This window comes from Collinsella aerofaciens (genome assembly GCF_028209625.1).
Taxonomy (GTDB): Bacteria; Actinomycetota; Coriobacteriia; order Coriobacteriales; family Coriobacteriaceae; genus Collinsella; species Collinsella aerofaciens_AM.
The window spans coordinates 1-23,853 of the sequence record NZ_JAQLDU010000013.1 but is presented as its reverse complement, the minus strand read 5'-3'; the positions used below and the strand labels follow the sequence as shown (position 1 = coordinate 23,853).

The window sequence follows — 23,853 nt, the reverse complement described above, 5'->3', positions numbered from 1 at the left end:
CTTAATCGAGGATATCGTCGAGGGCACTCTTGATACGGTCGGTCACCGACTTCTTACCGGAAGCGACGTCATCGCCCATCTCATCGGCAAAAGCACGGAGCAGCTCGCGCTGCTTATTGGAAAGATTGGTGGGAACGACCACGCGCAGTTGCACGATCAAGCGGCCACGCGAACCGCCACCGCCAATGCGCGGCATGCCGTAATTATTGACGCTCACGGTGTCGCCGTACTGGGCGCCGGCGGGGACGCACACCTTAACGACCTCGTCGGGCATAATGCCCTCGACCTCGATCTCGCAGCCGAGCGCAGCCTGCGCAATCGAGATATCGCTCACCAGGTACAGGTCGTCACCGTTGCGCTTAAAGCGCTCATGGTCGGCAACGCGCACGTTGACAATCAAGTCGCCCGAAGGCTCGCCGCGAAGACCGGCCTCGCCAAAGCCGCTCACACGCAGCTGTCGACCGGTCGAAACGCCGGCGGGAATATCGATGTCAATCTTTTCATGCGAAGGCGTGCGGCCCTGACCATCGCAGGTCTCGCAGGGATGGTCGATAACCGTGCCCTCGCCATGGCAGTCGGGGCAAGGCGAGGAAGACTGAACCTGGCCCAAAAACGATCGCTGAACCGTCGTGACATAGCCCGTGCCGTGGCAGCGGCCGCACTGCTTTTCCTGTGCGCCCTCTGCCCTACCGGTGCCATTGCAGTCCTCGCAAGAAGCAAAGCGGTCATAGCTGATTGTCTTTTTGCAGCCGAGCGCCGCCTCCTCGAGCGTCACCGAAAGCGAGATGGCCATGTCACGACCGCGACGACGCTCGCGACGGCTGCGGGCGCCACCGCCGGCACCGCCGCCAAAAAACGACGAGAACAAGTCGTCCATGCCCATACCACCAAAGATATCGTTGATATCGACGTAGCCCGAACCACCAGGGCCGTCGGCAGTGCCGTAACGGTCGTAGTTAGCACGCTTCTGCTCATCGGAAAGAACGGAATAGGCCTCGTTGAGCTCCTTGAACTTGGCCTCGGCCTCGGGGTCGTCCGAAACGTCCGGGTGTACGGTACGGGCCTTCTTTAGAAACGCGCGCTTAATCGTCCGCGCGTCGGCATCCTTGTCGACGCCAAGTACCTCGTAGTAATCCCTATTTTCCGACACGACCGAATCCTTCCGACTTTCATTATTGTCACAGTGCGTCCTATACCCAAGCTGGGCCAACCGCAAACAGAGGGTTTGATGTTATTGCATTCCGTAAGGCGAAAGCATGGCCCGTTGCGAGCAGCTCGCGAACCAAACCGACACGAGCGCGAACATGAAGCCATTGGCAAAACCGTTGGCAAACTGCATCGCACCGCGCTTCCACCACAGCAGGCTGCGATGAAGCACGCCGTCCGAAAGCACCATGAACAGGCCCATGGTAAACGGAATAAAGCACATCACGGCAAAGGCCGAGAACACGCCCGAGATGGCCGAGAGTACCAAAAACGGCGCCACGATGCCCATCAGGTAAAAACCGGTACGAGCTTTGCCTTCCAAGCGCTCGGACTCGACATGGGCACGGCCGACTAGATCACCGCCAGCGGCACCGTTAGTGCCGGCGTGACCCATGCCGCTAATGCGGACCTCGTCGCCATCGTGCGTGCCGGCAGGAAACTCAATCGTCTGCTCGGAGGTTACGCGAGTACGACCGCTGCCACCGCAATCGGGGCAGGGGTCGGCCACGACCTTACCGGAACCGCCGCACTCGGGGCAGACCGACTGGAACGTGCCCGCACCAAACAGGAAGGACAAGTCGACGTCGATGTGCCCGCGGCCACCGCAGCTCGGGCAGATATGGGCATGCTCGGAGGAGACAGAACCCGAGCCGCCGCAGTGACCACAGGTATCGAAGCGCGTATAGCGGACGGTCTTGCGGGCACCGTCCTTGGCCTCCTTGGCGTCCAGTTTGATATCGACGACCACGTTGGCGCCGTTCTCGGGATTGTAGGCAGCCTGGCCGCGACGCTGCTGGCCCCAGGCACCGCCAAAAGGAAAGCCGCCCTCAAAGGGATTGCCATAGCCCGTGTTGCCGGCATAGCCGCCACCATAGGGCGAAGCCGTAGGGGCACCGGCAAAGGGATTGCCAGAACGCATGGCATCGTAGCGCGCACGTTTTTGCTCATCCGAAAGCACGGCGTAGGCCTCGGAAACCTCTTTAAACTTTTCCTCGGCATCCGGCTCTTTGTTGACGTCCGGATGGAGCTTACGGGCCTTTTGCTGGAAGGCCTTTTGAATATCACGCGAGGTGGCGTCCTTGGAGACACCTAGAATCTCGTAGTAATCTTTTTCGTTCATCGTCGCCATGCGCGGCAACCTCCTGCTCACAGCAGCGTATATATTCCGGTAATTCTACCCGAGCGGCCTAAGCTAGATCCCAAAACAGCTCGAACAGAACATTTCCATCGAGCCAGCCCAGGTGTGTCGGTGCTAAACGAGCTCGAACATGGCCCGCGACGACATCTGCCGAAGTAAAGGGTCCCTCATGGACCCCGAGCGTCTCGGGCACCCAAGTGGCAAGACCCAATTCGAGCGCGCGATCACAAGCGGCTGTCAGCTCATCGGCCGGGATGACACGAGCCGCGCGAACCAACAGGTCGGACGCAATACCGCGCGTCATGCGACAAGCGAGCATCAGGTCTTCGGCCGCAGCCTCTCGCTGCGACAGGTATTCGGCCTCAAACGACGTCGCGTCATCGTCGCGCTGAACCAAACGCACACGGTACGCGTCGCCTCGAGCAGACACGCCGGGGAACAAACCTGCAAGACGGTCGAAATCCCCAGTATCAAGCATACCGGCGGCAGAACGGCCCAGGCCCAGGTAGCCCCGTCCGGTCCAGTAGGCAATGTTATGGGCGCATTCATGGCCGTCGAGCGCGTAGCTCGCCACCTCATACGGGTGATAGCCGGCGGCACCCAGGAGCTCGCGCGCCACGTCCATGCAGGCGGCCTGAAAATCCTCGTCGGGCTCGAGCGACTCGTCACGGCACGCCATGCGATAGAGGGGCGTCCCCACCTCGAGCGTGAGCGGGTAAACCGACACATGATGCGGAACCGCCGCCAGCACGCCCTCGAGCGTACGCTTCCAACTCGCTGCGGTCTGCCCGGGAAGTCCGCACATAAGGTCGCACGACACGTCAAGCCCAGCGTCCTTGACCGTCGCGATGGCGGCGAGCGCCCGATCGGCATCGTGAATGCGGCCGATGGCGGTAAGTTCGGTGTTATCGAGCGTTTGCACGCCCAGAGAAACGCGTGTGACACCAACCTTGGCAAGCGCAGTAGCAAGCTCGGCGGTCAGCGACTCGGGATTGGCCTCGCAGGTAAACTCAACGGGGGCGCACCACGCACGAATACGCCGCGCCAGCTCCACCAGGCGCTCCCCCGCCAGCGACGGCGTGCCGCCGCCAACATAGACGGTGCGGATCTGGTCGAGGGCCCCAGCCTTGCCAAAAGCATCGAGACGCGCGAACAACTGCTCAAAATAGGAATCGAGCGCGGCATCCAAATCACACGAAGCAAAGCTGCGCGAGTCGAAGTCGCAGTAGCGGCACTTTTGGGCACAGAACGGCACGTGCACGTACAGCGCGGTAACGGCCACCCTTAAGCCTCCAGCGGATGAGGGGGCACCGATTCGCCGGCGGCAAGGGCAGCCTCGCAGGCCACCACATCATGCTCGATCTCATCGACCAGCGCCATAAACTCCTCATACGTGGAGCAGCGCACCACATGGGCACGCCAAGCGGCGGCATGGGGCATGCCTTTTAAGTACCAGCTTGCGTACGTACGGGCACGCGACATGAGCGGCAGGAGCTCATGCGTCAGCGTTAGGTGCTCACGCAGGGCGTCCAGGCGCTCGACAGAGCTGCGCGCCGGCACCGGTGTGCCATCGAGCGCAAGAGCGCGAGCATCGCCAAACACCCACGGGTTCCCGTAGATGCCGCGCGCGATAAACACCGCGCTGGCACCCGAGTTTCGCAGATGCACCGCGGCATCCTCGGCGGTGAACACATCACCCGAACCGATCACGGGAATCTCAACGGCATCTGCGACCTCATCGACGACCGACCAATCGGCCTGGCCGGTGTAGAGCTGCGTGGCGCAACGACCATGCACGGCGACTGCGGCAGCCCCTGCGCCCTCAAGCATCTGGGCAAATGTCGCGGCATTGCGGTCCTCGGCATAAAAGCCTTTGCGAATCTTGACGGTCACGGGCACGTGCGCCGCGCCCACCGTGGCCTCGACGATCTTCTCCGCCAGGTCGGGCGTGCGCATGAGCGCCGAGCCCTCGCCCTTGGTAACAACCTTGCGGGCGGGGCATGCCATATTGATATCGATGAGCGACAGGCGATCGCCAACGCGCTCCTCGACGGCAGCGACGGCGCTCGCAAACTGATCGGGCTTGGAGCCGAAGAGTTGCACGCAAATCTGCTGCTCCTCGTCGGCCGGTAGCACCAGGCGCCAGGTCTTGTTGCTGGCATAGGCAAGGCCCGCCACGCTCACCATCTCGCTGTAGGCAAGGTTGGCACCGCGACGGCGGCACATGATGCGGTAGGCAGGGTCGGTCACGCCCGCCATGGGAGCCATAAGGAACGGCTGCTCGGCATAGGCGCCCAGCAGCCGCTTGCTGTATTCAGAAAGCGCCATAGACCTACTCGTCCACCTTGAGGATCGCCATAAAGGCCTCCTGCGGGACCTCGACCGATCCGATGGCCTTCATGCGCTTCTTGCCCTCTTTCTGCTTCTCGAGCAGCTTGCGCTTACGCGAGATATCGCCGCCGTAGCACTTAGCAAGCACGTCCTTGCGACGCGCCTTGACGGTGGAGCGGGCAATGATCTTATTGCCGATAGCACCCTGGATGGGCACCTCGAACAGCTGACGCGGGATGATCTCCTTAAGCTTGTCGCACAGGCCACGGGCCAGGCCATAGGCCTTGTCCTTGTGGACGATAAACGACAGCGCGTCCACCTCATCGCCCGAAAGCAAGATATCGAGCTTAACGAGCTCGGAGGGACGGTACTCGTTGAACTCGTAGTCGAGCGAGGCATAGCCCTTGGTACGACTCTTGAGCTGGTCAAAGAAGTCCAGGATGAGCTCGGCGAGCGGCATGTCAAAGCGCATCTCGACCGATTTGCTCGTGAGATGGATCATGTCGGTTGTAATGCCACGGTGCTCGATAGCGAGCTGCATGACGGCACCCGTATACTCGGGCGGGCAGATGATCTTAGCCTTGAGGTAGGGTTCCTCGATACGCTCGATGCGCGTGGCCTCGGGAAGATCCTGCGGGCTACGGACATCAATCATCTCTCCGTCAGTCTTGTAGACGTGATAGTCAACCGAGGGGCTCGTGGCAATGAGGTCCAGATTGAACTCGCGCTCCAGGCGTTCCTTGACGACTTCCATGTGCAGCAGGCCCAGGAAGCCCACACGGAAGCCAAAGCCGAGCGCCACCGAGGTCTCGGGCTCCCACACCAACGACGGGTCGTTGACGTGCAGCTTATCGAGCGCGTCACGCAGGTTCTCATAGTCCTTGTTATCGATCGGGAACAGGCCCGTATAGACCATGGGCTTAGCCTCGCGGTAGCCGGGAAGCGGCTCGGGGCAGGGATTCGACGCCCACGTGAGGGTATCGCCCACGCGCACGGCCTCGGGGTCCTTCAGGCCCGTGACCACGTAGCCCACCTCGCCGACCGTCAGCGCATCGACCGGAGTCTCGGCGGGACGCTTGACGCCCACGCCATCGACCAAAAAGTCGCCCTTTGCCTGCATCATGCGCAGGGTATCGCCCTTTTTGATGGAACCGTCAAAGATGCGCACCGTGGCGACGACGCCGCGATACTCGTCGAAATACGAATCCAGGATGAGTGCCTTGAGCGGCGCGTTCGCATCGCCCTTGGGCGGAGAGATCAAAAAGACAATGGACTCCAGCAGATCGTGGATGCCCTCGCCGGTCTTGCCCGAGACACACACGGCATCATCGGCAGGGATCGCCAAGTCATCCTCGATCTCGATCTTGACCTCATCGGGATGGGCCGAGGGCAGGTCGATCTTGTTGATGGCCGGCACAATGTCCAAATTGGCGTTCATGGCGAGCGTCGCATTGGAGACGGTCTGGGCCTCGACACCCTGGGTGGCATCGACGACGAGCACCGCGCCCTCGCAGGCGGCCAGCGAACGCGAGACCTCGTAGGTAAAGTCAACGTGGCCCGGCGTATCGATCAGGTTGAACTGATACGTCTCGCCATCATCGGCGTCATAGGACACGCGAACGGCATTGGACTTGATCGTGATGCCGCGCTCGCGCTCGATATCCATAGTGTCGAGCAGCTGCGACTCCATGTCGCGCTCGTCAACGGTATGGGTGAGCTCGAGGATGCGGTCACTGATCGTGGACTTGCCATGGTCGATGTGCGCAACAATTGAGAAGTTGCGGATGTGGGAAATGTCAATTGAAGTATTCATGCGGACTATCTTACCCGAGCGATACAAAAAATGGAGCCTGCTCCATAAAACAGGCTCCATTTATGCGCGTAATCTGTGTGGTGTGAAATTTACAACTTAGGCGTTGATGCTGTTCACGAGCTTAGCAAGACCGGACTTGCGGTTGGAAGCCTGGTTCTTGTGGATAACATGCTTGGCGGCAGCCATGTCGAGACGCTTGGTGACGGTCTTGAGGGCAGCCTGGGCCTTCTCGGCGTCGCCCTCGGCGACGGCGGACTGGACGTGCTTGGTCAGCGTCTTGAGCTCGGACTTGACAGCCTTGTTACGCATGCGAGCTGCCTCATTGGTGCGGATACGCTTCTTCTGAGACTTGATGTTTGCCACTTCTGGAGTTCCTTTCGAGTTCCTTGCAAAAAATGTATGACACCTCTGAGACACGGTGAGGTCATGCAAGCGTCTACTATAGCACGCTCCCCCTCAAAGGGATAGAACGAATTTGCCAAATAGGCAGGTATCATCACGATTTTCTCAAGATGTTCGTAATCCAGAGCAAAAGCGCGGTCTGAGAATCGGCCGAACCCTTCAGCGCGAGCTCCACATCGACCGCGCCCTCGAGCGCGGCAACGAGCTCTGCCATCGAAAAGCGACGTGCCCAGGTCAGGTGATTCTTGACCTGCCAGGACTGGAGCTTAAGTGTTGCGGCCAGCTCACGACCCTGTCCGCGCGCATCGAGCGCCTTGGCAACGATAAGCTCGCGGATGCGGCCGCACAGCAATGTGTAAGTCCACACGTAGCTCTTGGCGGGCAGTAGATTGAAGAGCTCGAGCGATCGCCGCATATCGCGAGCCGAGATGGCGTTGAGGAAGTCCCAGGGTTGAACCTCGGCCGTACGGACAATCCAGCGCTCAACATCGGCAAGTTCAATCTGAGGCGACTCGACCATCTGGGCAAGCTTAGCCAAGTCGTTATCGAGCATGCGCGTGTTTTCGCCCGAACGCGAGACGAGCTCCTCGGCGGCCGCCGTCGAAATCGACTTACCGCGCTGCGTCGCCATCTGCTGAACACGGCGCGGCAGTTCCCAGCGCTTGGTACCCGAGCAATCGACGATAGCCTTCTTGTCGATCTTGGCGATTGCCTTATACAGGCGCGTATTCTTGGCAAGTGAGTCGGCGATGATGAGGCAGACCGTAGTGGGGCTGGGACTCGCCAGATACCCAACGAGCGGCTCCGAGACCGCCTTGGCGAGCTTTGAGCAGCCATCGAGGATTACCAGACGAAACTCGCTGCCCATCGGAAAGGTGTTAAGCGATCCGATAATGGACTCGATATCGGGGTCCTTGGTCATGTCTCGCTCGTCGAGGTTGAACTCGACCATACCCGACTTTTCCAGACGCGCTTTCATACGCGAGACGGCGTGATCGCGCTTAACTCCGTCGGTACCGACGATCAGATATGCCGGCAGCAAACCGGTTTCGGACATTGCGCTCCCCTCCCGCAGGCCTTCGCATTTGTTCCGTGCCATTCTAGCCCAGGGGCCCACCACACGCCAACGACGTCGTCACGGTCGCTGGCATCGCATCACAAAGCCATTCGCAGTCGGTGCGACGGTAATGTCGCCGTGTTCGATGGTACACGCGAACACACCACCCGCTTCCTTAACGGCATCGATGCAGGCATCGGACGGATGGCCGTATCGATTCCCCTCACCGGCGCTTGCGAGGGAAAGCTCGGGCTTCAGGACGTCCAGCAACTCACCATCGACTGAAACCTTGGAGCCGTGATGCCCAAGTTTAAGTACATCGATATCCCCCACCTCCTGCACGAATTCCCGTTCTTGGTCGAGCTCGGCATCACCGGTGAGAAGTATTCGCAGGCCCTTACCTTCCTGAACATAAGAGAGCAGCAGGACAAGCGAGTCCTCATTTCCCTCGCCATCCACGGACTCGAATGGCCACATCACGCGGGCGCAAAATGAGCCGATGTCGACCGTATCCCCACGGCGCACCTGCCGATACTCCACGCCAGGTCGGTTCAATACCTCGGCAGGAGCATCCTCCAGCGCATCCGCCGCCACGGCAATCGTTCCGACCGAAAACTGTTCGAGCACGGCAGGCAAACCACCCCAGTGGTCCTCATCCCAATGCGTCACAAAGACGGCATCGATATGGTGCACGTTATTGCGAACCAACGCCGCCACCACGCGCTCGTCGAGCCCGCAGTCGACGAGAGCTACTGCGCCGCCTTGGCGGATAAGAATCGCATCGGCCTGGCCCACATCGAGCACCGTCACCGAAGGCGGAGCGAATCGATCCCAATAGACGTACGGAATCGCAGCCAAGAGCATCAGGCATGCAAGCCCCGCCGCCATAGGACGTGCACGGGGACGCGGCCACCAGACCAGCAGAACCGCCAGAAAACACGGCAATAGGTAAATCCACATGCTATCGGGCGGCACGCTCACGTATGCACCCGGCACGGCGGCAAACAGCTGCTCGAAGAACAGCGCGCAACGGGCGGCAATCATGGGCACAACGAGCGCCCAAGTCCGCAACGGTCCCACGAGCGAAAAGGGAACCAGCACGATCGACACAGCGAGCAGAACGCTCACCACCGGACCGATGACCGCATTTGACAACGGAGCAATGAGCGAGAATGTACCGAAGGCAGGAATGGTAATGGGAAGTGTCGCCAGTTGCGAGCACAGCGTGACGGAAAACACGCTGGTAACGCCCGATGGCACACCCAGCTCACCCAAAGCATAGGTCGCATAGGGGCAAAAGCACAGAATGGCTAAGACGCTGGCACATGATAGCTGAAAGCCCATCTCGAACAGCACCGTCGGCCGCAGTAGCACAAAGATGGACATGGTTACGAAGAGTGCCGAAAGGCCGTGCCGACGACGCCCCGCGTCGTTTACGACAAGCGTCACGAACACCATGCAGCACGCGCGCGCGGCCGAGGGAGACGCGCCCGTAAATGCAGCGTAGCCCACAAGCGTTATCGCCAATATCGCCCGCTGAAGACCACGTGAGCACCGAGTCTTTTGCAATACGCCCTCGATTACAAACCCCACGATAGCCAAATGGCTGCCCGAGACGGCGATAAGATGTGCCGTTCCCGTCACAGAAAACCAGTCGCCCGCCGGCTGGGCGCGCAGCTCGGCCGAACGACCGCAGACGACACCGGCTATGAGCGCACGCGCCGGGTCGGTCGCAGGCGCGATGGACGCAAGCAGCCCATTTCGCAGCCGAAGCAGCGGCCCCGGAGAACCCTCATCGACCGACACAATCCGAACGGCTTTAACCTTACGCACCTCGCCTCGGAGCACGCGCGATCGTCCATATGCCTCGTTCTCAAAACGCGAAACGCGACCGATAACACGCACGTGCGCCCCGACCTTGAGCTCACGATCACACGATAGGCGAACCGTTGCCAAGTTCTTACCGTCCGCGCGTGCCTCGCAGGTATAGGAATACACGTCGTCGTTTATGGATGGATCACCCTGCACGAAAAACTCGAGGCCGCTTGCCGCTCGACCGTCGAGCGCCTTCGAGGCGCTGAGCACACCCACAGCCCACCACGCCGAGACGACCGCTCCCGCCACGAGACCGGCGGACACGGCATACAGCCACCGCTTCAAAGGGGCAAGCCGCGCACAAGAGTGAGCCAGCACAACGAAAACCGCTGCCGCAACGGGAATGGACCATAGCGGCCCGACCGCCGTCGCCCGCTCCCTCAGCAGCGCATCAGCGGCTATGCTGAGCGCCAAGGCGCAGCTCACGCACATGCCGGCACACAGGGCCATCGTCCACGGAATCAGGGGTCGCGGAGGCATCACGTGCTCGCGCTCGGTCGCGCTCATACGCAGATGCAATCTTTGATTTTGGCAAGCTTCTTCTCGCCGATTCCCGACACACGCATCAGATCGTCAACCGAGGCGAAAGCACCGTTCTTTGTCCGCTCATCGATAATCGACTGGGCCATGGAGGGGCCGATGCCCGAAAGCGTCTGCAGCTCTTCTGCGCTTGCCGTATTGATGTTTACTAGGCCTGTTGCGCCACTAACGCCCGACGATGCGGAAGTCCCACCATCAACACCGGCTTCCGCAATGGACGCCTGCTGCTCCCCTACCGTTGGAACGTGAATTTTTTGTCCATCAGTGACCTTGGATGCACGATTAAGCCCCGTAACGTCTGCTTCGGGCGCCAGTCCGCCGGCGGCATCAATCGCCTGAGCCACCCGCGCCCCGTCTTTGAGGCGATATACACCGGGTGACACCACGGCGCCATCAACATCGACATAGACCTCTGCCGCGGCAGACGCCTTAGGCGAAGAGCCTTCGGATGTCTTTCCGCTCGAAGCATCGCCGGATCCCGGCTCCACTAACGTGCCCGAACCATCAGTGCGCTCAAACGACACACCGCCGGCACCGCCGCCAAGGTTCGCCATCGCCAGCCCACTCGCCATCGCAATGACGACCAGTATCGCCATCACCACTGCCTTATGACCGAGCAGTTTGCCCGCCCAGCGGTCCATCTTTTTGACTCGTTCGTGTTGTTCGCGCTGCGCCATAGCAAAACCTCCCAACACCATCGTGTCAGGAAAGGAGCTCCGCAACAGCCACGCCCCAAAACCGGTTTTCGAGGTCAAACCAAAAGCTGACCAAAACCTTGCGAAATAATGTCCATTTATTCAGACATACGTCAGCAAATGAACACTTAGCCGCAAAATACCCAGATACCAAAAGACCGACGATACAGGCGCATCGTCGGTCTATACACAAATTTACTCGTGATCTTGGTAAATCTCACGCGGAGCAAGCTCCGAATGTTTGCGTTTTAAGGTCTTAGGGGCCTTATACGTGTTGCTCTCGAAGTCGATGTACTCGGTCTGCTTGAGCAGGCGCTCGATCATCTCCTCATGATCGAACAACTCCCAGGCCTCATGCACGGCATCGAGTTTAGCGTGCGTCTCGGGACGGCGCGGCATAAACAGCGTGCAGCAGTCGGGAGCGGCCTCAGTCGAGATATCGAACGTACCGATCTCCTCGGCACGCGCGATGATCTCCTGCTTGTCCGAACCGATGAGAGGACGGAACACGGGAATCTTCACGGCCTCGTTGACGGCCATGATGTTCTCAAGCGTTTGGGAGGCAACCTGCCCAAGCGATTCGCCCGTAACGATGGCCTTGGCGCCCTCGATGTGCGCAATGCGCTCGGCAACCGAATACATAATGCGACGATACATGATCACACGCAGGTTGCTGGGGCAGGTGACCGAAATCTCACGCTGGCAGTCGCCAAACGGCACCACGTACAGGCGGCCGATCTGGACACCCGGCTCAAGCGCACGGATGATGTCCTGCACCAAATACTCGCTCGTATCGGGCGTCTGCGGACGACCGGAGAAATGTACCGGCACGCAAACCGCGCCGCGGCGCGCGAGCATCCAGGTCGCCACCGGAGAATCGATACCCGAGGACAGCAGCGTCACGACCTTGCCGGCAGAACCCACCGGCAGACCGCCCACGCCGCGCTCGGAGCGTGCGTACACGTAAACGCTACCCTGGACCACCAGTACGTGCACCATTGCATCGGGGTCGTGCATTTGAACCTTTTTATCGGGGAAGACCTCACACAGTACCTCGCCCACCTGACGATTGATATCGATCGAGGTGAGCTCATAGTCAGTATTGGAGCGCTTGGCGTGCACCTTAAACGAATCGAAGGAACCAAACTCGCGCAGCGCCTTCACGGCGGCGGCGCAGTACTCCTGCGGGTCGCGGTTGGTGTGATACGCCAAAGACACACGGGCAACGCCGGGAACGGTGCGAATGACACGCGCCGCCTCGTCGGCCTGATGTTCGTTAAAGGTCACGAGGATATAACCGGAAATTCGAGACACGGCATTCACGGAAAAGGCGGCCAAGGCCGCCTTGATGTTATCCATGAGGATATGCTCAAAATGTGCGCGGTTCTTGCCCTTCAGCCCAACCTCGTGATAGTGGACTAGGCAGACGCGAGCCGCCATTTAGGCTTCAGCAACCTTGTGGCCGAGCGCCTTCTCGTAACGGGCCTCGTCGTAAGAGATGTCGCCGTCGACAATCTCGTCCATAGCCATCGAGATGGTATCGGCACCGGAAAGCCCGATGGTGATGTCATCGACATCCTGGACGGCAAGCACGCGGTTGTGCTGGCCACGCAGCATGCTATTGATGTCGCAGGCGCGCTTGGAGGCAAGCGAAGCGAGCAGGAAGCGGTTGTGATCGGTCTTCTCCAGAAGATCGTCAATGCAAGGCTTTACAACGGACACGGACCTCAGATCCTTTCATGCATATCGAGAACGCGAACGAGCTCATCGGTCGCGCGGTCGAGATCGTCATTCACCACGACGTCGTCGTAGCGGTCGGCAAGGGCAAGCTCATCGGCGGCGTTTGCCATACGCAGCTCAATCGTCTCGGGCGTCTCGGTACCGCGACCGACTAGACGCTCGCGGAGCACCTCAAGCGAAGGCGGCTTGATAAAGATCAGCACGGCCTCGGGGAAACGCTCCTTCACCTGCAGGGCGCCCTGGACATCGATCTCCAAAATCAGAGACGAGCCCGAGGCGAGCTTGGATGTGACCTCGCTCACCAACGTGCCGTAGCAGTTACCGTGGACCTCGGCCCACTCAACAAACTCACCGTTTGCCACGCGGCGGTCGAACTCCTCGCGCGTCAGAAAAAAGTAGTTGACGCCGTCGACCTCACCTTTGCGTGGTGCTCGCGTGGTAGCCGAAACCGTCAGACCCAGGTTCGAGCGGCGCTCGCGCACACGAGTGACGAGCGTACCCTTGCCTGCGCCTGACGGTCCAGAAATCACAAAGAGCTTGGAATCCTGAGCGCTCACTTATTTGGTCAGCTGCTCGAGGAGCTGCTCGCGCTGACGGACGCCGAGGCCCTGGACGCGACGAGTAGCGGAGATACCGAGCTCCTCCATGATCTTGGCGGCCTTGGCCTTGCCATAACCGGGGAGAGACTCGATGAGGGTGGAAACCTTCATGCGGGAAGCGATGGGGTCATCGGAGTTGAGCACGGACTCGAGGGACTTCTCGCCCTTCTTGATCTGCTCGCGAAGCTCAGCGCGGGCGTGACGTGCGGCGGCAGCCTTCTCAAGAGCCTGCTTGCGCTGTTCGTCGGTAAGCTGAGGGAGTGCCATTCGTACCTCCAAATAGTTGGGTTATATCTGATTCAATAATTGGCATTTTAGCACGTAGAACGTACAAAATGCCTAATCGCGGCTCCATAGGTTAGACGATACCCGCAAAAAGTGCAATATACTGCGCCCAAAGTTAAGCCCCTGACCTGCGATTCCACACAAAGGATGGGAAAGTTTACGCAGGCACAGGGGCTATTTTGTGCTAATGAGACCCAAAAGTGGTGACTTAGGGGAATCTTTTACGCGACGTTTTCGACCAGCTCGGCGACGATGGCGTCAAAGGCGGCAACCGGATCGTCGGCACCGGTGATGGGACGGCCCACCACAATGTGGCTTGCGCCACGCTCGATAGCCTGGGAAGGCGTCGCCACGCGGGACTGGTCACCAAGGGCGGCGCCCACCGGACGCACACCCGGAGTCACGATCAGGGCATCAGGACCCAGCAGCTCACGCATGTCGTGAGCCTCCATCGGCGAGCACACGATGCCGTCGATGCCGTTGGTCTGGGCAAGCTTTGCCAGACGGGCGGCTTCCTCGGCCACGGGAGACTCGACGCCGATCTCGCTCAAGGCATCCTGATTCATACTCGTGAGCACGGTAATGGCGACGAGCTTGGCGCGGTCCTCGCGCGCCTCCTCGGCACCCTCACGGCACGCGGCGAGCATAGCGCCCGAACCCAAGCCGTGGACCGAGAGCAGGTCGGCACCGGCAAGCGAGGCCGAACGGGCGGCACCGCGCACCTGATGCGGAATGTCATGGAACTTAAGGTCGAGGAAGACCTTGAAGCCCAGGTCCTTGAACGTCTTGACGATCTCGGGACCCTCGGCGTAATAGAGCGTCATGCCCACCTTGAGCCAGGCGGCGTGGCCCGAAAGCTCATGGGCGAGCTCGAGCGCACGCTCACGATCGCAGTCGAGGGCGACGATAACACGGTCGCGGGCATCATTCTCTAGCATTCGAAAGCACCTACCAGCTCGTTGATATCCTTCACGCCCTGGGACTCTGCCCAAGCCTCGAGCTCGCGCGCGATCTTAATCGAAGCGCACGGATCGACAAAGTTGGCCATACCGACCGACACGCAGGTGGCGCCGGCCAGGATAAACTCGGCAGCATCCTCGCCGGTCATGACACCGCCGACGCCGTTGATGGGGATATCGACGACCTGAGCGACCTCCCAGACCATGCGAACGGCGATGTGGTGGCACAGCGGGCCCGAAAGGCCGCCCTTGGGCTTGGCAACACGGGACTTGCGGGTGTGCACGTCAATGGCCATGCCCTGGATGGAATTGATGAGCGAAAGGCCGTCGGCGCCGGCGGCCTCGAGAGCCTTGGCAATCTCGGCGACATTAACCGGAGCCATCTTTACGAACAGCGGCTTATCGGTCACCTTGCGGCAGGCAGCCATAACGGAAGAGGCGCCCTCGGGCGTGGAGCCCATGGCGGCACCGCCGGCGGCGATATTAGGGCAGCTCACGTTGATCTCGTAGCCGGCAGCCCAGGGGCACAGCTCGACATACATCTCGAGCGCGCGGACAAACTCGTCAACGGAGTGGCCGGCAACCTGACAGATGACCTGGCAGCCGTCCTTGGACAGCTGTTCGAGCCACGGGCCGGACTCACGGGCAAAGGCAGCCACGCCAGGGTTCTGAAGGCCCACGGAGTTGATCATGCCGCCCGGGATCTCGGCCATGCGGGGCGCGGGGTTGCCGGGCCAGGGCTCGGCAGCGCAGCCCTTGGTGGTGATGGCACCCAGCTGGGAGACATCAAAGAAGTTCTGGAACTGCCAACCGTAGCCAAAGGTACCGGCTGCGGTGTTGATGGGGTTCTGCATCTTGACGCCGCCGAAATCGACGGCCATGTTCACGGTACCCACTAGAAGACCACCACCTTGGAAGCATCGAACACGGGGCCGCACATGCAGGCGCCCTTCATACCGTCGACCGTCTCGACATTGCAGGTGTTGCAGGCGCCAAAGCCGCAGCTCATCATGCGCTCGAGGGACACCTCGCAGTACGCACCGGCCTCGGCGGCAGCGGCGGCGACTTTCTTCATCATGACAGCGGGGCCGCAGCTGGCGACGTAGTCGTAGCCGCCCTCGCCAAGCAGCTCGGCGACAGGATCGGTGCAAAAACCGTGCGTGCCGAGCGAGCCGTCGTCGGTGCACACGTTGACCGTATCGCACAGCGCGCGGAACTCATCGACTCCCACGGCCTTGGACGCGGTGCCAAAGCCCAGGCACACGTCGACGGCCACACCCTGCTCGACGAGCATGCCGGCAAGGCACAGCACGGGCGGAACACCGATGCCGCCCGCAACGAGCAGCGCCTTCCTGGTGCCCTCGGGCACAAGCCAGCCGCGGCCGCCAGGGCCCAGCAGATTAGAGGTGGAACCGGGGGCCATCTGCGACAGACGACGGGTGTCGTCGCCCACGACGGCGTACCACAGCTCGACGGTGCCGGTCTGGGCGTCGGCGCGATAGAAGCTCAGGGGCACGCGAAGCAGCGAGGACGCATCGCCGGGCACGGCAATGTTCACAAACTGGCCGGGCTTGAGCGCACTTGCAAGCTTGGGGGCCGAGATAACGAGCGAGAAGATGCCGTCGGCGATCTCCTGGTTCGAGACGACCTCGAAGTCGTGCATGCGTGCAGTGGAAGGTGTGGGCATAGACGCTCCAATCCCCCATGCGGTTGCATGGTTCAGGCGAACAGAAAGCGCGGCACCGCAAGGGCACCGCGCACAAAAGCGATAAGGCTATGCTAGCAGATGCAGCCGTCGGCGAGCGTCTGCTTGCCGCCGACAAACACATCGGTGGCACGACCGGTGAGCGTGCGGCCGGCAAAACCGGAGTTCTCGGCACGCGACTCGTAACCGTCCTCGCCGACCGTCCAGGTAGCAGCGGGATCGAACACGGTCAGGTCGGCAACGGAGCCCGCCTTGACCTGAACCTGGTCGAGGCCCAGGATCTCACGCGGCTTGATGGCCATGAGCTCGACCATACGACCCATGCTCATCTTGCCCGTGTTGACCAGCTCGGTGAGCACAAGCGACAGCGAGGTCTCGAGGCCGATCATGCCGAAGGGCGCCAGCTCGAACTCGCGGGCCTTCTCCCACGGAGTATGGGGAGCGTGATCGGTGACGATAGCGTCGACGGTACCGTCGATGACGCCCTGACGGATAGCCTCGGCGTCCTCGTCGGTACGCAGCGGCGGGTTGACCTTGAGCGAGGTGTTGTAGGTCTCGTCCAGGTCGTTCTCGGTCAGGAACATGTGGTGCGGCGTGGCCTCGCAGGTGACCTGCACGCCAGCTGCCTTACCGGCACGCACGAGCTCCAGGCCATGGGCGGTGGAGATGTGCTGGATGTGCAGCTTGGCACCGGTCAGCTTGGCGATCTCGATGTCGCGGGCGATCTGGAGCTCCTCGCCGGCAGCCGGCCAGCCCTCGAGAGCCAGACGGGTCGAGACCTTGCCCTCGTTGATCTGGCCGTGGCCGACCAGGTCCTCGTCCTGGCAGTGGCTCATAAAGACCTTGCCGAACATCTTGCCGTAGTCCATGCAGCGACGGAGCATGCCCGCGCCCTGCACGCCACGACCGTCGTCAGTGAAGGCGACGGCGCCGTGGGCGACCATATCGCCCATCTCGGACATGGCCTCGCCCTTAAGACCGCGGGTCATGGCTCCCGACGGATAGACGCGGCAGTGGCCGACCTCGGCAGCGCGGGACTTGACGAACTCCACGACGGTGCCGTTATCGGTGACGGGATCGGTGTTAGGCATGGCGCACACGCCGGTAAAGCCGCCCTTGGCAGCTGCACGGGTGCCGCTCTCGATGTCCTCTTTGACCTCGTAGCCAGGCTCGCGCAGATGCACGTGCATATCCACCAGGCCGGGGACGAGATACTTGCCGGAAAGGTCGCGGACCTCGGCTCCCTCGGCGGCGAGGTTCTCGCCGACCTCGGCGATCTTGTCACCGTCGATCAGGACGTCGACGACACCGTCAAGCTCGACGGACGGATCGACGACGTGGGCATTCTTAAGAAGCAAGGCCATTATCGGCACCTCCAAGCAGCAGATACAGGATAGCCATACGCACGCAGATACCGGCGTAGACCTGCTCCAGGATGACGGAGCGTTGCGGGTGGTCGGCCATATAGGAGTCGAACTCAACGCCGCGGTTGATGGGGCCCGGGTGGCAGATAATCGCATCGGGCTTCATGAGCTTCTCGCGGTCCTTGGTCAGACCGAAGAGCTTGTGGTACTCACGAATCGTGGGGAACGGTGCGCCCTCGAGGCGCTCCTGCTGCACGCGCAACATGTAGACGACGTCCAGCTCGGGCAGGACGGAATCGAGGTCGCTCGTCACGTGGTCGCAGCCCAGGACCTCGGGCGCCGGCGGCAGCAGCGTGCCGGGGGCGACGGCGTAGGTCTCGCAGCCCATGATCTTAAGTGCGGGGATCAGCGAGCCGCACACGCGGGAGTGCGCGATATCGCCGACGACGGCGACCTTCAGACCGTGGAAGTCACCCTTGTGCTCCCAGATGGTGTACAGGTCGAGCAGGGCCTGCGTGGGGTGGTTGTGCTTGCCGTCGCCGGCGCAGATGACGCTCGCGGGCGAGTTCTGCGTGACGATGTAGGGAGCACCGGCGTGCTTATCGCGAACGACGATGCAATCAATCTTGTAGGCGTTGAGGGTCTCGACGGTGTCGACGAGGCTCTCGCCCTTGACCGTGGAGGTCGAGGAGCCGCCAAAGTTGAGGCTGTCGGCCGAAAGGCGCTTCTCGGCGAGCTCGAAGGAGCTGCGGGTGCGCGTCGAGGGCTCGTTGAACATGTTGACGATGGTCTTGCCCTTGAGCGTGGGGACCTTCTTGATCGCACGCTCGTTGACCTCAGAGAACGCCTTGGCGGTCTCGAGGATGAGCTTGATGTCCTCTTCGGAGTACTCGGTAATGTCGATCAGGTGCTTATGGTTGAACGCCACGGTACTACTCACCTCCCAGCGGCGCGGAGCCCACGTGGGAACCCGGCGCGACGTCGTTAATCTCGACGGCGGTGTGGCCGTCGACTTCCTTCATATATAGGTGCACGTTCTCCTCATGCGACGAGGGAACGTTCTTGCCGACAAAGTCCGGCGAGATGGGGAGCTCACGGTGACCGCGGTCAACGAGAACTGCCAGCTCGATGCGGCTCGGACGGCCCAGGTCCATGACGGCATCCAGAGCGGCGCGGATAGTACGGCCCGTATACAGGATGTCGTCCACCAGCACGACGCGCTTGCCGTCGACGCTGAAGGGAATGTTGGTAGCGTGGATCGCGGGAGCGAAATTGGTCGCATAGTCATCGCGGTAGAAGCTGATGTCCAGGCTGCCGAGCGGAACGTCGACGCCCTCGATCTCCTTGATCTCCTCGGCGAGCTTCTTTGCCAGAAGGTCGCCGCGCGTGACGATGCCGACCAGAGCGAGGTCTTCACAGCCCTCGTTGCGCTCGAGAATCTCGTGCGCGATGCGGGTCATCGCTCGATTGACGGCGGTCTCGTCCATGATGACCGCCTTGGGGGAAGTCGTGCCCATCGATCTCCTTCCTCACATGTCTTGACTGCTGACACAGTCAAAAAAATAGATGCCCGACCGCTTAAAGCGGACCAGACACCCACAGGAAGGGCTGCTCTTTGGCAGCTATGTAATTCCATGTGGGTATCTCGTACCCCTTTAATGGTCAAGGGATAGTGTAGCCAACCTCGAGCTTAATTGCGAGCATAAATACAGAACAATCCGTAAACGGAGCCCAATGCTCCATAAACCTATATATATTTGTGGGACGAGCTTGAAAACACACGCACGAGCTGGCATAATCCCCTCTGCTGCACGCAAATCGGATCTACGTCCAGGGCCGTAGCGTGGGCACTATCGCCAAAAGAGGAATATCTCTGTGTAGATTGCGCACAGGGAGCGACTTCTGTGCTATAGTTCAGGCTTGTTTGTTAACGCGACATGTTCGTTTGTCGCCCAAGGAGGGTCAGTTATGTCCAAAGTTTGCGAAGTTTGCGGTAAGCACCCCGTTGCCGGTCGCTCCATCAGCCACTCTCACCGCGTCACCAACCGTAAGTTCCGCCCCAACATCCAGCGCGTCTACGTCGTCGTCGATGGTCACCGTCGCAAGATGAACGTTTGCTCCACCTGCCTCAAGTCTGGCAAGGTTGCGCGCTCCTAAATAAGGTCTTACCAACAAGTACCTCGGACTCTCCGGGTCAAAGACCTCGCGTTCATATAGAACTATAAGAAACCGCTTTCTTTTGAGAAGGCGGTTTCTTTTCTATCTATCCAGGAATGCAAAACCAGAGTGAAAATGAACTGCGTCCCAAATCTTGGACGCCCTAAATAGCGACTAGGCCGCGAGGGCCTGATTCCGGAACTCCTCCGGGGTCAGGCCCTTCAATCTTACCTGCCTCCGGCTCGTGTTCCAGTGGACTATGTATTCCTCCGGGTCGCGTTTGAAATCCTCGAACGTCTCCCACTCGCGGCCCCGGTAGAACTCGTCCTTGACGTGGCCGAAGAGCTGCTCGGTGGCGGCGTTGTCGATGCAGTTCGCCTTCCTGGACATGCTCTGGACGATGCCGGCGGCCTCGAGCCTGGATGTGTACGAGGCGTGCTGGTACTGCCAGCCCCGGTCCGAGTGCATGGTCGGGGCGGCGCCCTCGGGGATCTTGGGCAGCGGCTCGTCGAGCATCCTGACCTGCTGGGCCATGTCGGGCGTGGTCGATATGTCGCTCGCCACGATCTCCTTGGTGCAGAAGTCCAGCGTCGGGGCCCAGTAGGCCTTGCCGCCCGCCACCTTGAACTCGGTGACGTCCGTTCCCAGCTTCCGCCACGGGGCCCCGGCGTCGAAATCCCTCGCGATCACGTTCTCGAACGTCCTGCCGACGACGCCCCTGTACGAGTTGTACCCGTGGTAGGCCGTCTCGCGTCTGATGCCGCAGCGGATCCCCATCTCGCGCATCATCTTGAGCACGGTCTTGTCGGCTATCACGGCACCCTCTTCCGCCCTGAGGCACATCGCTATCTGCCGGTGCCCGCAGCCGTTGGCGGTGCGCGAGAAGATCTCGGCGGCCACCGGCGGCCTTCTGCTCGTATGTGTACCTGCCCCGCTTTCCGTCCATGCGCAGCAGCACCTCGCTCCCGAACGCGCGGTATATCTCCTGCCAACTTCTCACGGCTTCCACGGGAAGCGAAAGGGCAATCGCGGCAGATTTATACCCGTGCCCGAGCTCGAAGAGCCCTATGGCCGCCTTCCTGGCCTCGACATCATACTTCACTCTCAAATCAACGCGCATAAAGAAAGCCTCCCATTTCTCATGTCCAAGAAATGGGAGGCAGTTCATTTAAAGCCATGGCTGGCCATTATTTATTTATCGTTCCGCCTCTTCTTGCGGTTGTATTCGAGCAGCAAGCCCAAAGAAGTCAAAGCAGATCCGACAACTGCCAGCGGAAGAACCGGCAGCAGTCTCTCCCCTGTCGAAGCCAGAGCACCCGGCTCGGTGGTCTTGGTCTGGGAGGCGGGGTCGGCCTTGGTCTCGCCGCCGTTCTCGTCGAAGGTCACGGTGACGTCGCGGGGCACCCACTTCCACTGGGCGTAGACGGTCGTGGACTTGGAGACCTCGGTCTTGTCGGTGAACTGATCGCCCGACCCGTCCCTCTCGGTGTTCCAGCCGTCGAACGCCCAGCCCTTGCGGGTCGGGGCGGTCTTGGGCAGCGCGAAGGTGTAACTGTCCTTATCTGCAGTCTTATCTTGCAAAAACTTTTGAGGATAAGCAGGATCGTATGCGCCATTATCATCAAAAGTCAGCGATAACTTTGCTGCGACCTGCCACATGTGAAAATCATCAGTACTGTCGGCATCCCTGACGCGCTTAAGGTAATAGCCCTCACCAACCGCATCCTCGTTGCCAAGAATAAAAGTGCTTTGCTTAGGTGCATCACCACTAGCTTTGGAGAGTACGTAGTTATCTCCGAGTGACGGCAGTTTCAAATTCTGCCAATTGTTCGGATCCACCGTATTAACAGTAGTCTTCCCTGACGATTCCCCTTTTACAATAAGGGGTATGTCGCCGCCATCATCCGTGCCATCATAGTTATTAGTGACAGCTGGCAGTCTAATTTCAGCGTCATCGCCACGGTAATATCCTTGGAATAATGCGGGTGCCATTAAGGCAAGTGTGCCCTTATTAATAACGGCACCTTTCAAATTACTTGAACCGTGATCGATGAGAATGCCCTTACTGCCAATAGAGGTGGTTCCCTTAACGAAAATATCGTTATAGTTTTTCGCAGTATTGTATTGTTGCTCCCAAGTACCATTGATATCGACATAACCATATACGTAGGCTTGAGAGCCAGCTGTCGTCAAAACGCTGCCCTCATCTACCCGAAGGCCATTGTCTTCAATTAATTCATTGCTAGAAGCATTGTTGCAACCAAATTTGGTCGTTACATTTGTATTCGATTGACCAGTAATAGCGATCTTATTTACAGAAGAAATCGTACCGGCCGTAATTTCGGAGTTATCAGTAACATTCAATGCAGATGCGTACTTAATATAAGGAATCTCAGCCACAGTCCCTGCAATATTGATTGTGGGAGAAGAAGACCCCTTGGGAAGCCCATAGTACACACCCGTAACGCCCGTAGCTATTTCCGGTCGTCCAGCAATATTAATGAAGGAACCGTCAGAAATCGATACATTCTTGTTCGAAGTCAACGAAACGTAGCCAACACTGCCGCTATTCAGACTGATAGATAGCTTTCCTCTAGCCTTTACGCTCGATCCCTCATCCGACGAATTGGTCAGGTCGTTCTCGCAGAAAACATACCCATGAGAATCGCCCGCTTCATCCCTCAGCTCAACACCAGAAGCGTTCACGGCGATATCACCGTTTACAGCACTCCACTCTGCTCCATAAATAGAGCCAACATGGGAGCCGTGGACATTAACGGTAATAGATCCGCCAACGTTCGCTTTCTTCGAACCTTCAATAAAAGGGACATCATTGGGTATCGATCCACCTTTATCCCAGCCCCAAACATTCTCGTAAGCATCGATAACGACATCGCCATCGACCTCATAAACTCCATCTGGGATCATTTGTCCTGCGCCAATTATTGGCCAATTGCTATTAAGACGAAGCGTTTTGTCGGTGTTTTCATAAGTACTGCTGCCCGCAATAATATGAATGTTGCCTTTAATAGGCGCAGGGTCACCAAAATGACCGCAAATTTCATTTACCCGACCCGAGCGAACATCAAGCGTCACGTTGCCGCGCATCTCGCAACCGTAAGTGCCTTCGATAGCAGGAGAAACTTCGGAGTTGGCATTGTCGTAAACAAGCGTGGCGTTACCACCTACATAAACAGCAGGAAAGCCGTTTCCATCGCCGCTCGACCCATCGCCGCGCATGCAACCGGGATTAACGTGATTACCGCTAGCCATGCGAAGGTTACCGCTGATCTCAAGATAGGTGTCATGCTCGACGGACCCTTGATATGAACCACCGATGACGTCATGAAGGCCAGCGCCACTACCAGGATTGATATATCCAGACGCGGCTATCACCACATGTGTGTGATCGACAGTCGACCTATAGCCACCGCCATAAAGTGTTTCAGAGAGGTTGAGCTCGCAGTTACGAGTGAAAACGGTATCGAAACCATTGCAATAGAATTTTCCTGAACCAACCACTTCGACGTTGTCAAAAGTACAAGATCCGGAAAGCATGGCACGGTTGGAGAAGTGCAAGGTTGCGCGATTATCACCGTCACTCGTCACGGTAATCTTCTTGTTAGCAACGCCGAAAGTCGAAACGTAATCTTGGGTCGGTACCACAAAAGACGAGCCGCCTTTTAGGACAAGTCTGATCTCCGATAAATTATCGGAGGCGATTTTATTCAGCGCATCCTCAAATGTTAATTGATCATTAACTTGATAAACACCAGATTCTGCTGCATCAGAATTCGATTCATCAGATGTTTCATTCACATTCACATCGTTTGACTGCTTATCCGAGACATCAGATTCAGGTTTTTGATCATCACTTGAAACCGTATTGTCGTTAGACGAAGCCTCGACCGCCCATTACAGTCTGAAGTGGGCCACCGATAAATTTCGATGGCGAGCATTCGGCGCATTGCCTACGATACGGGCAAG

General features: G+C 59.4%; 22 protein-coding genes. 1 reads left to right on the top strand and 21 read right to left on the bottom strand.

Annotation, left to right across the window (positions count from 1 at the left end; genetic code table 11):
• Position 1: 1 nt before the first annotated feature.
• The 19 genes from dnaJ to pyrR form a co-directional block, all read right to left on the bottom strand.
• Positions 2–1,150, bottom strand: coding sequence for a molecular chaperone DnaJ (gene dnaJ, locus PMW70_RS07245; RefSeq protein ID WP_271744381.1), 1,149 nt, complete (start codon positions 1,148–1,150; stop codon positions 2–4).
• Positions 1,151–1,231: 81 nt separating this feature from the next.
• On the bottom strand, positions 1,232–2,335 hold the full coding sequence (locus PMW70_RS07240) for a DnaJ domain-containing protein (protein WP_271744379.1): 1,104 nt from the start codon (positions 2,333–2,335) through the stop codon (positions 1,232–1,234).
• Between the two features lie 58 nt (positions 2,336–2,393).
• On the bottom strand, positions 2,394–3,626 hold the full coding sequence (gene hemW / locus PMW70_RS07235) for a radical SAM family heme chaperone HemW (protein ID WP_117776230.1): 1,233 nt from the start codon (positions 3,624–3,626) through the stop codon (positions 2,394–2,396).
• A 2-nt stretch (positions 3,627–3,628) separates the two neighbouring features.
• A complete protein-coding gene (gene dusB, locus PMW70_RS07230) occupies positions 3,629–4,672 on the bottom strand; it encodes a tRNA dihydrouridine synthase DusB (protein ID WP_118094253.1) in 1,044 nt (347 codons plus the stop codon).
• Between the two features lie 4 nt (positions 4,673–4,676).
• Positions 4,677–6,488: a translation elongation factor 4 gene (gene lepA / locus PMW70_RS07225; RefSeq protein ID WP_118094254.1), complete on the bottom strand. Its 1,812-nt coding sequence runs from the start codon at positions 6,486–6,488 to the stop codon at positions 4,677–4,679.
• A 96-nt stretch (positions 6,489–6,584) separates the two neighbouring features.
• Positions 6,585–6,851, bottom strand: a complete 267-nt coding sequence (rpsT, locus tag PMW70_RS07220; protein ID WP_022094714.1) for a 30S ribosomal protein S20 — start codon at positions 6,849–6,851, stop codon at positions 6,585–6,587.
• Between the two features lie 133 nt (positions 6,852–6,984).
• Positions 6,985–7,947 carry a DNA polymerase III subunit delta gene (gene holA / locus PMW70_RS07215; RefSeq protein WP_118094255.1) on the bottom strand — a complete coding sequence of 321 codons (963 nt, stop codon included), beginning with the start codon at positions 7,945–7,947 and terminating at the stop codon, positions 6,985–6,987.
• A 78-nt stretch (positions 7,948–8,025) separates the two neighbouring features.
• Positions 8,026–10,329, bottom strand: coding sequence for a DNA internalization-related competence protein ComEC/Rec2 (locus PMW70_RS07210; protein ID WP_271744374.1), 2,304 nt, complete (start codon positions 10,327–10,329; stop codon positions 8,026–8,028).
• Positions 10,326–11,039 (bottom strand): ComEA family DNA-binding protein, encoded by a 714-nt coding sequence (locus tag PMW70_RS07205; protein WP_117564273.1) that lies wholly within the window; start codon positions 11,037–11,039, stop codon positions 10,326–10,328. Before PMW70_RS07205 ends, PMW70_RS07210 begins: the two co-directional genes overlap by 4 nt.
• Before the next feature lie 213 nt (positions 11,040–11,252).
• Positions 11,253–12,497: a tRNA uracil 4-sulfurtransferase ThiI gene (thiI, locus tag PMW70_RS07200; RefSeq protein WP_271744373.1), complete on the bottom strand. Its 1,245-nt coding sequence runs from the start codon at positions 12,495–12,497 to the stop codon at positions 11,253–11,255.
• Positions 12,498–12,779 (bottom strand): DNA-directed RNA polymerase subunit omega, encoded by a 282-nt coding sequence (locus PMW70_RS07195; protein WP_035138532.1) that lies wholly within the window; start codon positions 12,777–12,779, stop codon positions 12,498–12,500.
• A 5-nt stretch (positions 12,780–12,784) separates the two neighbouring features.
• A complete protein-coding gene (gene gmk, locus PMW70_RS07190; protein ID WP_099431806.1) occupies positions 12,785–13,354 on the bottom strand; it encodes a guanylate kinase in 570 nt (189 codons plus the stop codon).
• Entirely contained in the window at positions 13,355–13,663 is a 309-nt protein-coding gene (gene mihF / locus PMW70_RS07185; protein ID WP_006236130.1) for an integration host factor, actinobacterial type, read from the bottom strand.
• 239 nt (positions 13,664–13,902) lie between these two features.
• On the bottom strand, positions 13,903–14,619 hold the full coding sequence (gene pyrF / locus PMW70_RS07180; protein WP_271744372.1) for an orotidine-5'-phosphate decarboxylase: 717 nt from the start codon (positions 14,617–14,619) through the stop codon (positions 13,903–13,905).
• Positions 14,613–15,521: a dihydroorotate dehydrogenase gene (locus PMW70_RS07175; RefSeq protein WP_271744438.1), complete on the bottom strand. Its 909-nt coding sequence runs from the start codon at positions 15,519–15,521 to the stop codon at positions 14,613–14,615. The genes pyrF and PMW70_RS07175 overlap by 7 nt, the downstream gene beginning before the upstream one ends.
• Positions 15,522–15,535: 14 nt before the next feature.
• Positions 15,536–16,303 (bottom strand): dihydroorotate dehydrogenase electron transfer subunit, encoded by a 768-nt coding sequence (locus PMW70_RS07170; protein ID WP_271744437.1) that lies wholly within the window; start codon positions 16,301–16,303, stop codon positions 15,536–15,538.
• A 116-nt stretch (positions 16,304–16,419) separates the two neighbouring features.
• Complete coding sequence (locus PMW70_RS07165) at positions 16,420–17,709, bottom strand: dihydroorotase (protein ID WP_271744370.1); 1,290 nt, start codon at positions 17,707–17,709, stop codon at positions 16,420–16,422.
• Positions 17,693–18,637, bottom strand: a complete 945-nt coding sequence (locus PMW70_RS07160) for an aspartate carbamoyltransferase catalytic subunit (RefSeq protein ID WP_035138537.1) — start codon at positions 18,635–18,637, stop codon at positions 17,693–17,695. The genes PMW70_RS07165 and PMW70_RS07160 overlap by 17 nt, the downstream gene beginning before the upstream one ends.
• 4 nt (positions 18,638–18,641) lie before the next feature.
• Complete coding sequence (gene pyrR, locus PMW70_RS07155) at positions 18,642–19,226, bottom strand: bifunctional pyr operon transcriptional regulator/uracil phosphoribosyltransferase PyrR (RefSeq protein WP_006236123.1); 585 nt, start codon at positions 19,224–19,226, stop codon at positions 18,642–18,644.
• 451 nt (positions 19,227–19,677) lie between these two features.
• Between pyrR and rpmB the strand changes: the two genes are divergently transcribed.
• Positions 19,678–19,866, top strand: a complete 189-nt coding sequence (gene rpmB, locus PMW70_RS07150; RefSeq protein ID WP_022094725.1) for a 50S ribosomal protein L28 — start codon at positions 19,678–19,680, stop codon at positions 19,864–19,866.
• Between the two features lie 174 nt (positions 19,867–20,040).
• On the opposite strand, the gene PMW70_RS07145 is transcribed toward rpmB, so the two are convergent.
• Positions 20,041–20,766 (bottom strand): IS3 family transposase, encoded by a 726-nt coding sequence (locus tag PMW70_RS07145; protein ID WP_271744369.1) that lies wholly within the window; start codon positions 20,764–20,766, stop codon positions 20,041–20,043.
• Positions 20,767–21,057: 291 nt separating this feature from the next.
• Complete coding sequence (locus tag PMW70_RS07140) at positions 21,058–23,691, bottom strand: InlB B-repeat-containing protein (RefSeq protein WP_271744367.1); 2,634 nt, start codon at positions 23,689–23,691, stop codon at positions 21,058–21,060.
• Positions 23,692–23,853: the final 162 nt, after the last annotated feature.

Coding starts and splice junctions, on each gene's coding strand:
- PMW70_RS07205 (WP_117564273.1), bottom strand. CDS start 11,039: ATGGCGCAGCGCGAACAACACGAACGAGTCAAAAAGATGGACCGCTGG.
- thiI (WP_271744373.1), bottom strand. CDS start 12,497: ATGGCGGCTCGCGTCTGCCTAGTCCACTATCACGAGGTTGGGCTGAAG.
- holA (WP_118094255.1), bottom strand. CDS start 7,947: ATGTCCGAAACCGGTTTGCTGCCGGCATATCTGATCGTCGGTACCGAC.
- pyrF (WP_271744372.1), bottom strand. CDS start 14,619: ATGCTAGAGAATGATGCCCGCGACCGTGTTATCGTCGCCCTCGACTGC.
- PMW70_RS07170 (WP_271744437.1), bottom strand. CDS start 16,303: ATGCACGACTTCGAGGTCGTCTCGAACCAGGAGATCGCCGACGGCATC.
- dusB (WP_118094253.1), bottom strand. CDS start 4,672: ATGGCGCTTTCTGAATACAGCAAGCGGCTGCTGGGCGCCTATGCCGAG.
- PMW70_RS07165 (WP_271744370.1), bottom strand. CDS start 17,709: ATGGCCTTGCTTCTTAAGAATGCCCACGTCGTCGATCCGTCCGTCGAG.
- PMW70_RS07175 (WP_271744438.1), bottom strand. CDS start 15,521: ATGGCCGTCGATTTCGGCGGCGTCAAGATGCAGAACCCCATCAACACC.
- rpmB (WP_022094725.1), top strand. CDS start 19,678: ATGTCCAAAGTTTGCGAAGTTTGCGGTAAGCACCCCGTTGCCGGTCGC.
- PMW70_RS07240 (WP_271744379.1), bottom strand. CDS start 2,335: ATGGCGACGATGAACGAAAAAGATTACTACGAGATTCTAGGTGTCTCC.
- lepA (WP_118094254.1), bottom strand. CDS start 6,488: ATGAATACTTCAATTGACATTTCCCACATCCGCAACTTCTCAATTGTT.
- pyrR (WP_006236123.1), bottom strand. CDS start 19,226: ATGGGCACGACTTCCCCCAAGGCGGTCATCATGGACGAGACCGCCGTC.
- mihF (WP_006236130.1), bottom strand. CDS start 13,663: ATGGCACTCCCTCAGCTTACCGACGAACAGCGCAAGCAGGCTCTTGAG.
- PMW70_RS07210 (WP_271744374.1), bottom strand. CDS start 10,329: ATGAGCGCGACCGAGCGCGAGCACGTGATGCCTCCGCGACCCCTGATT.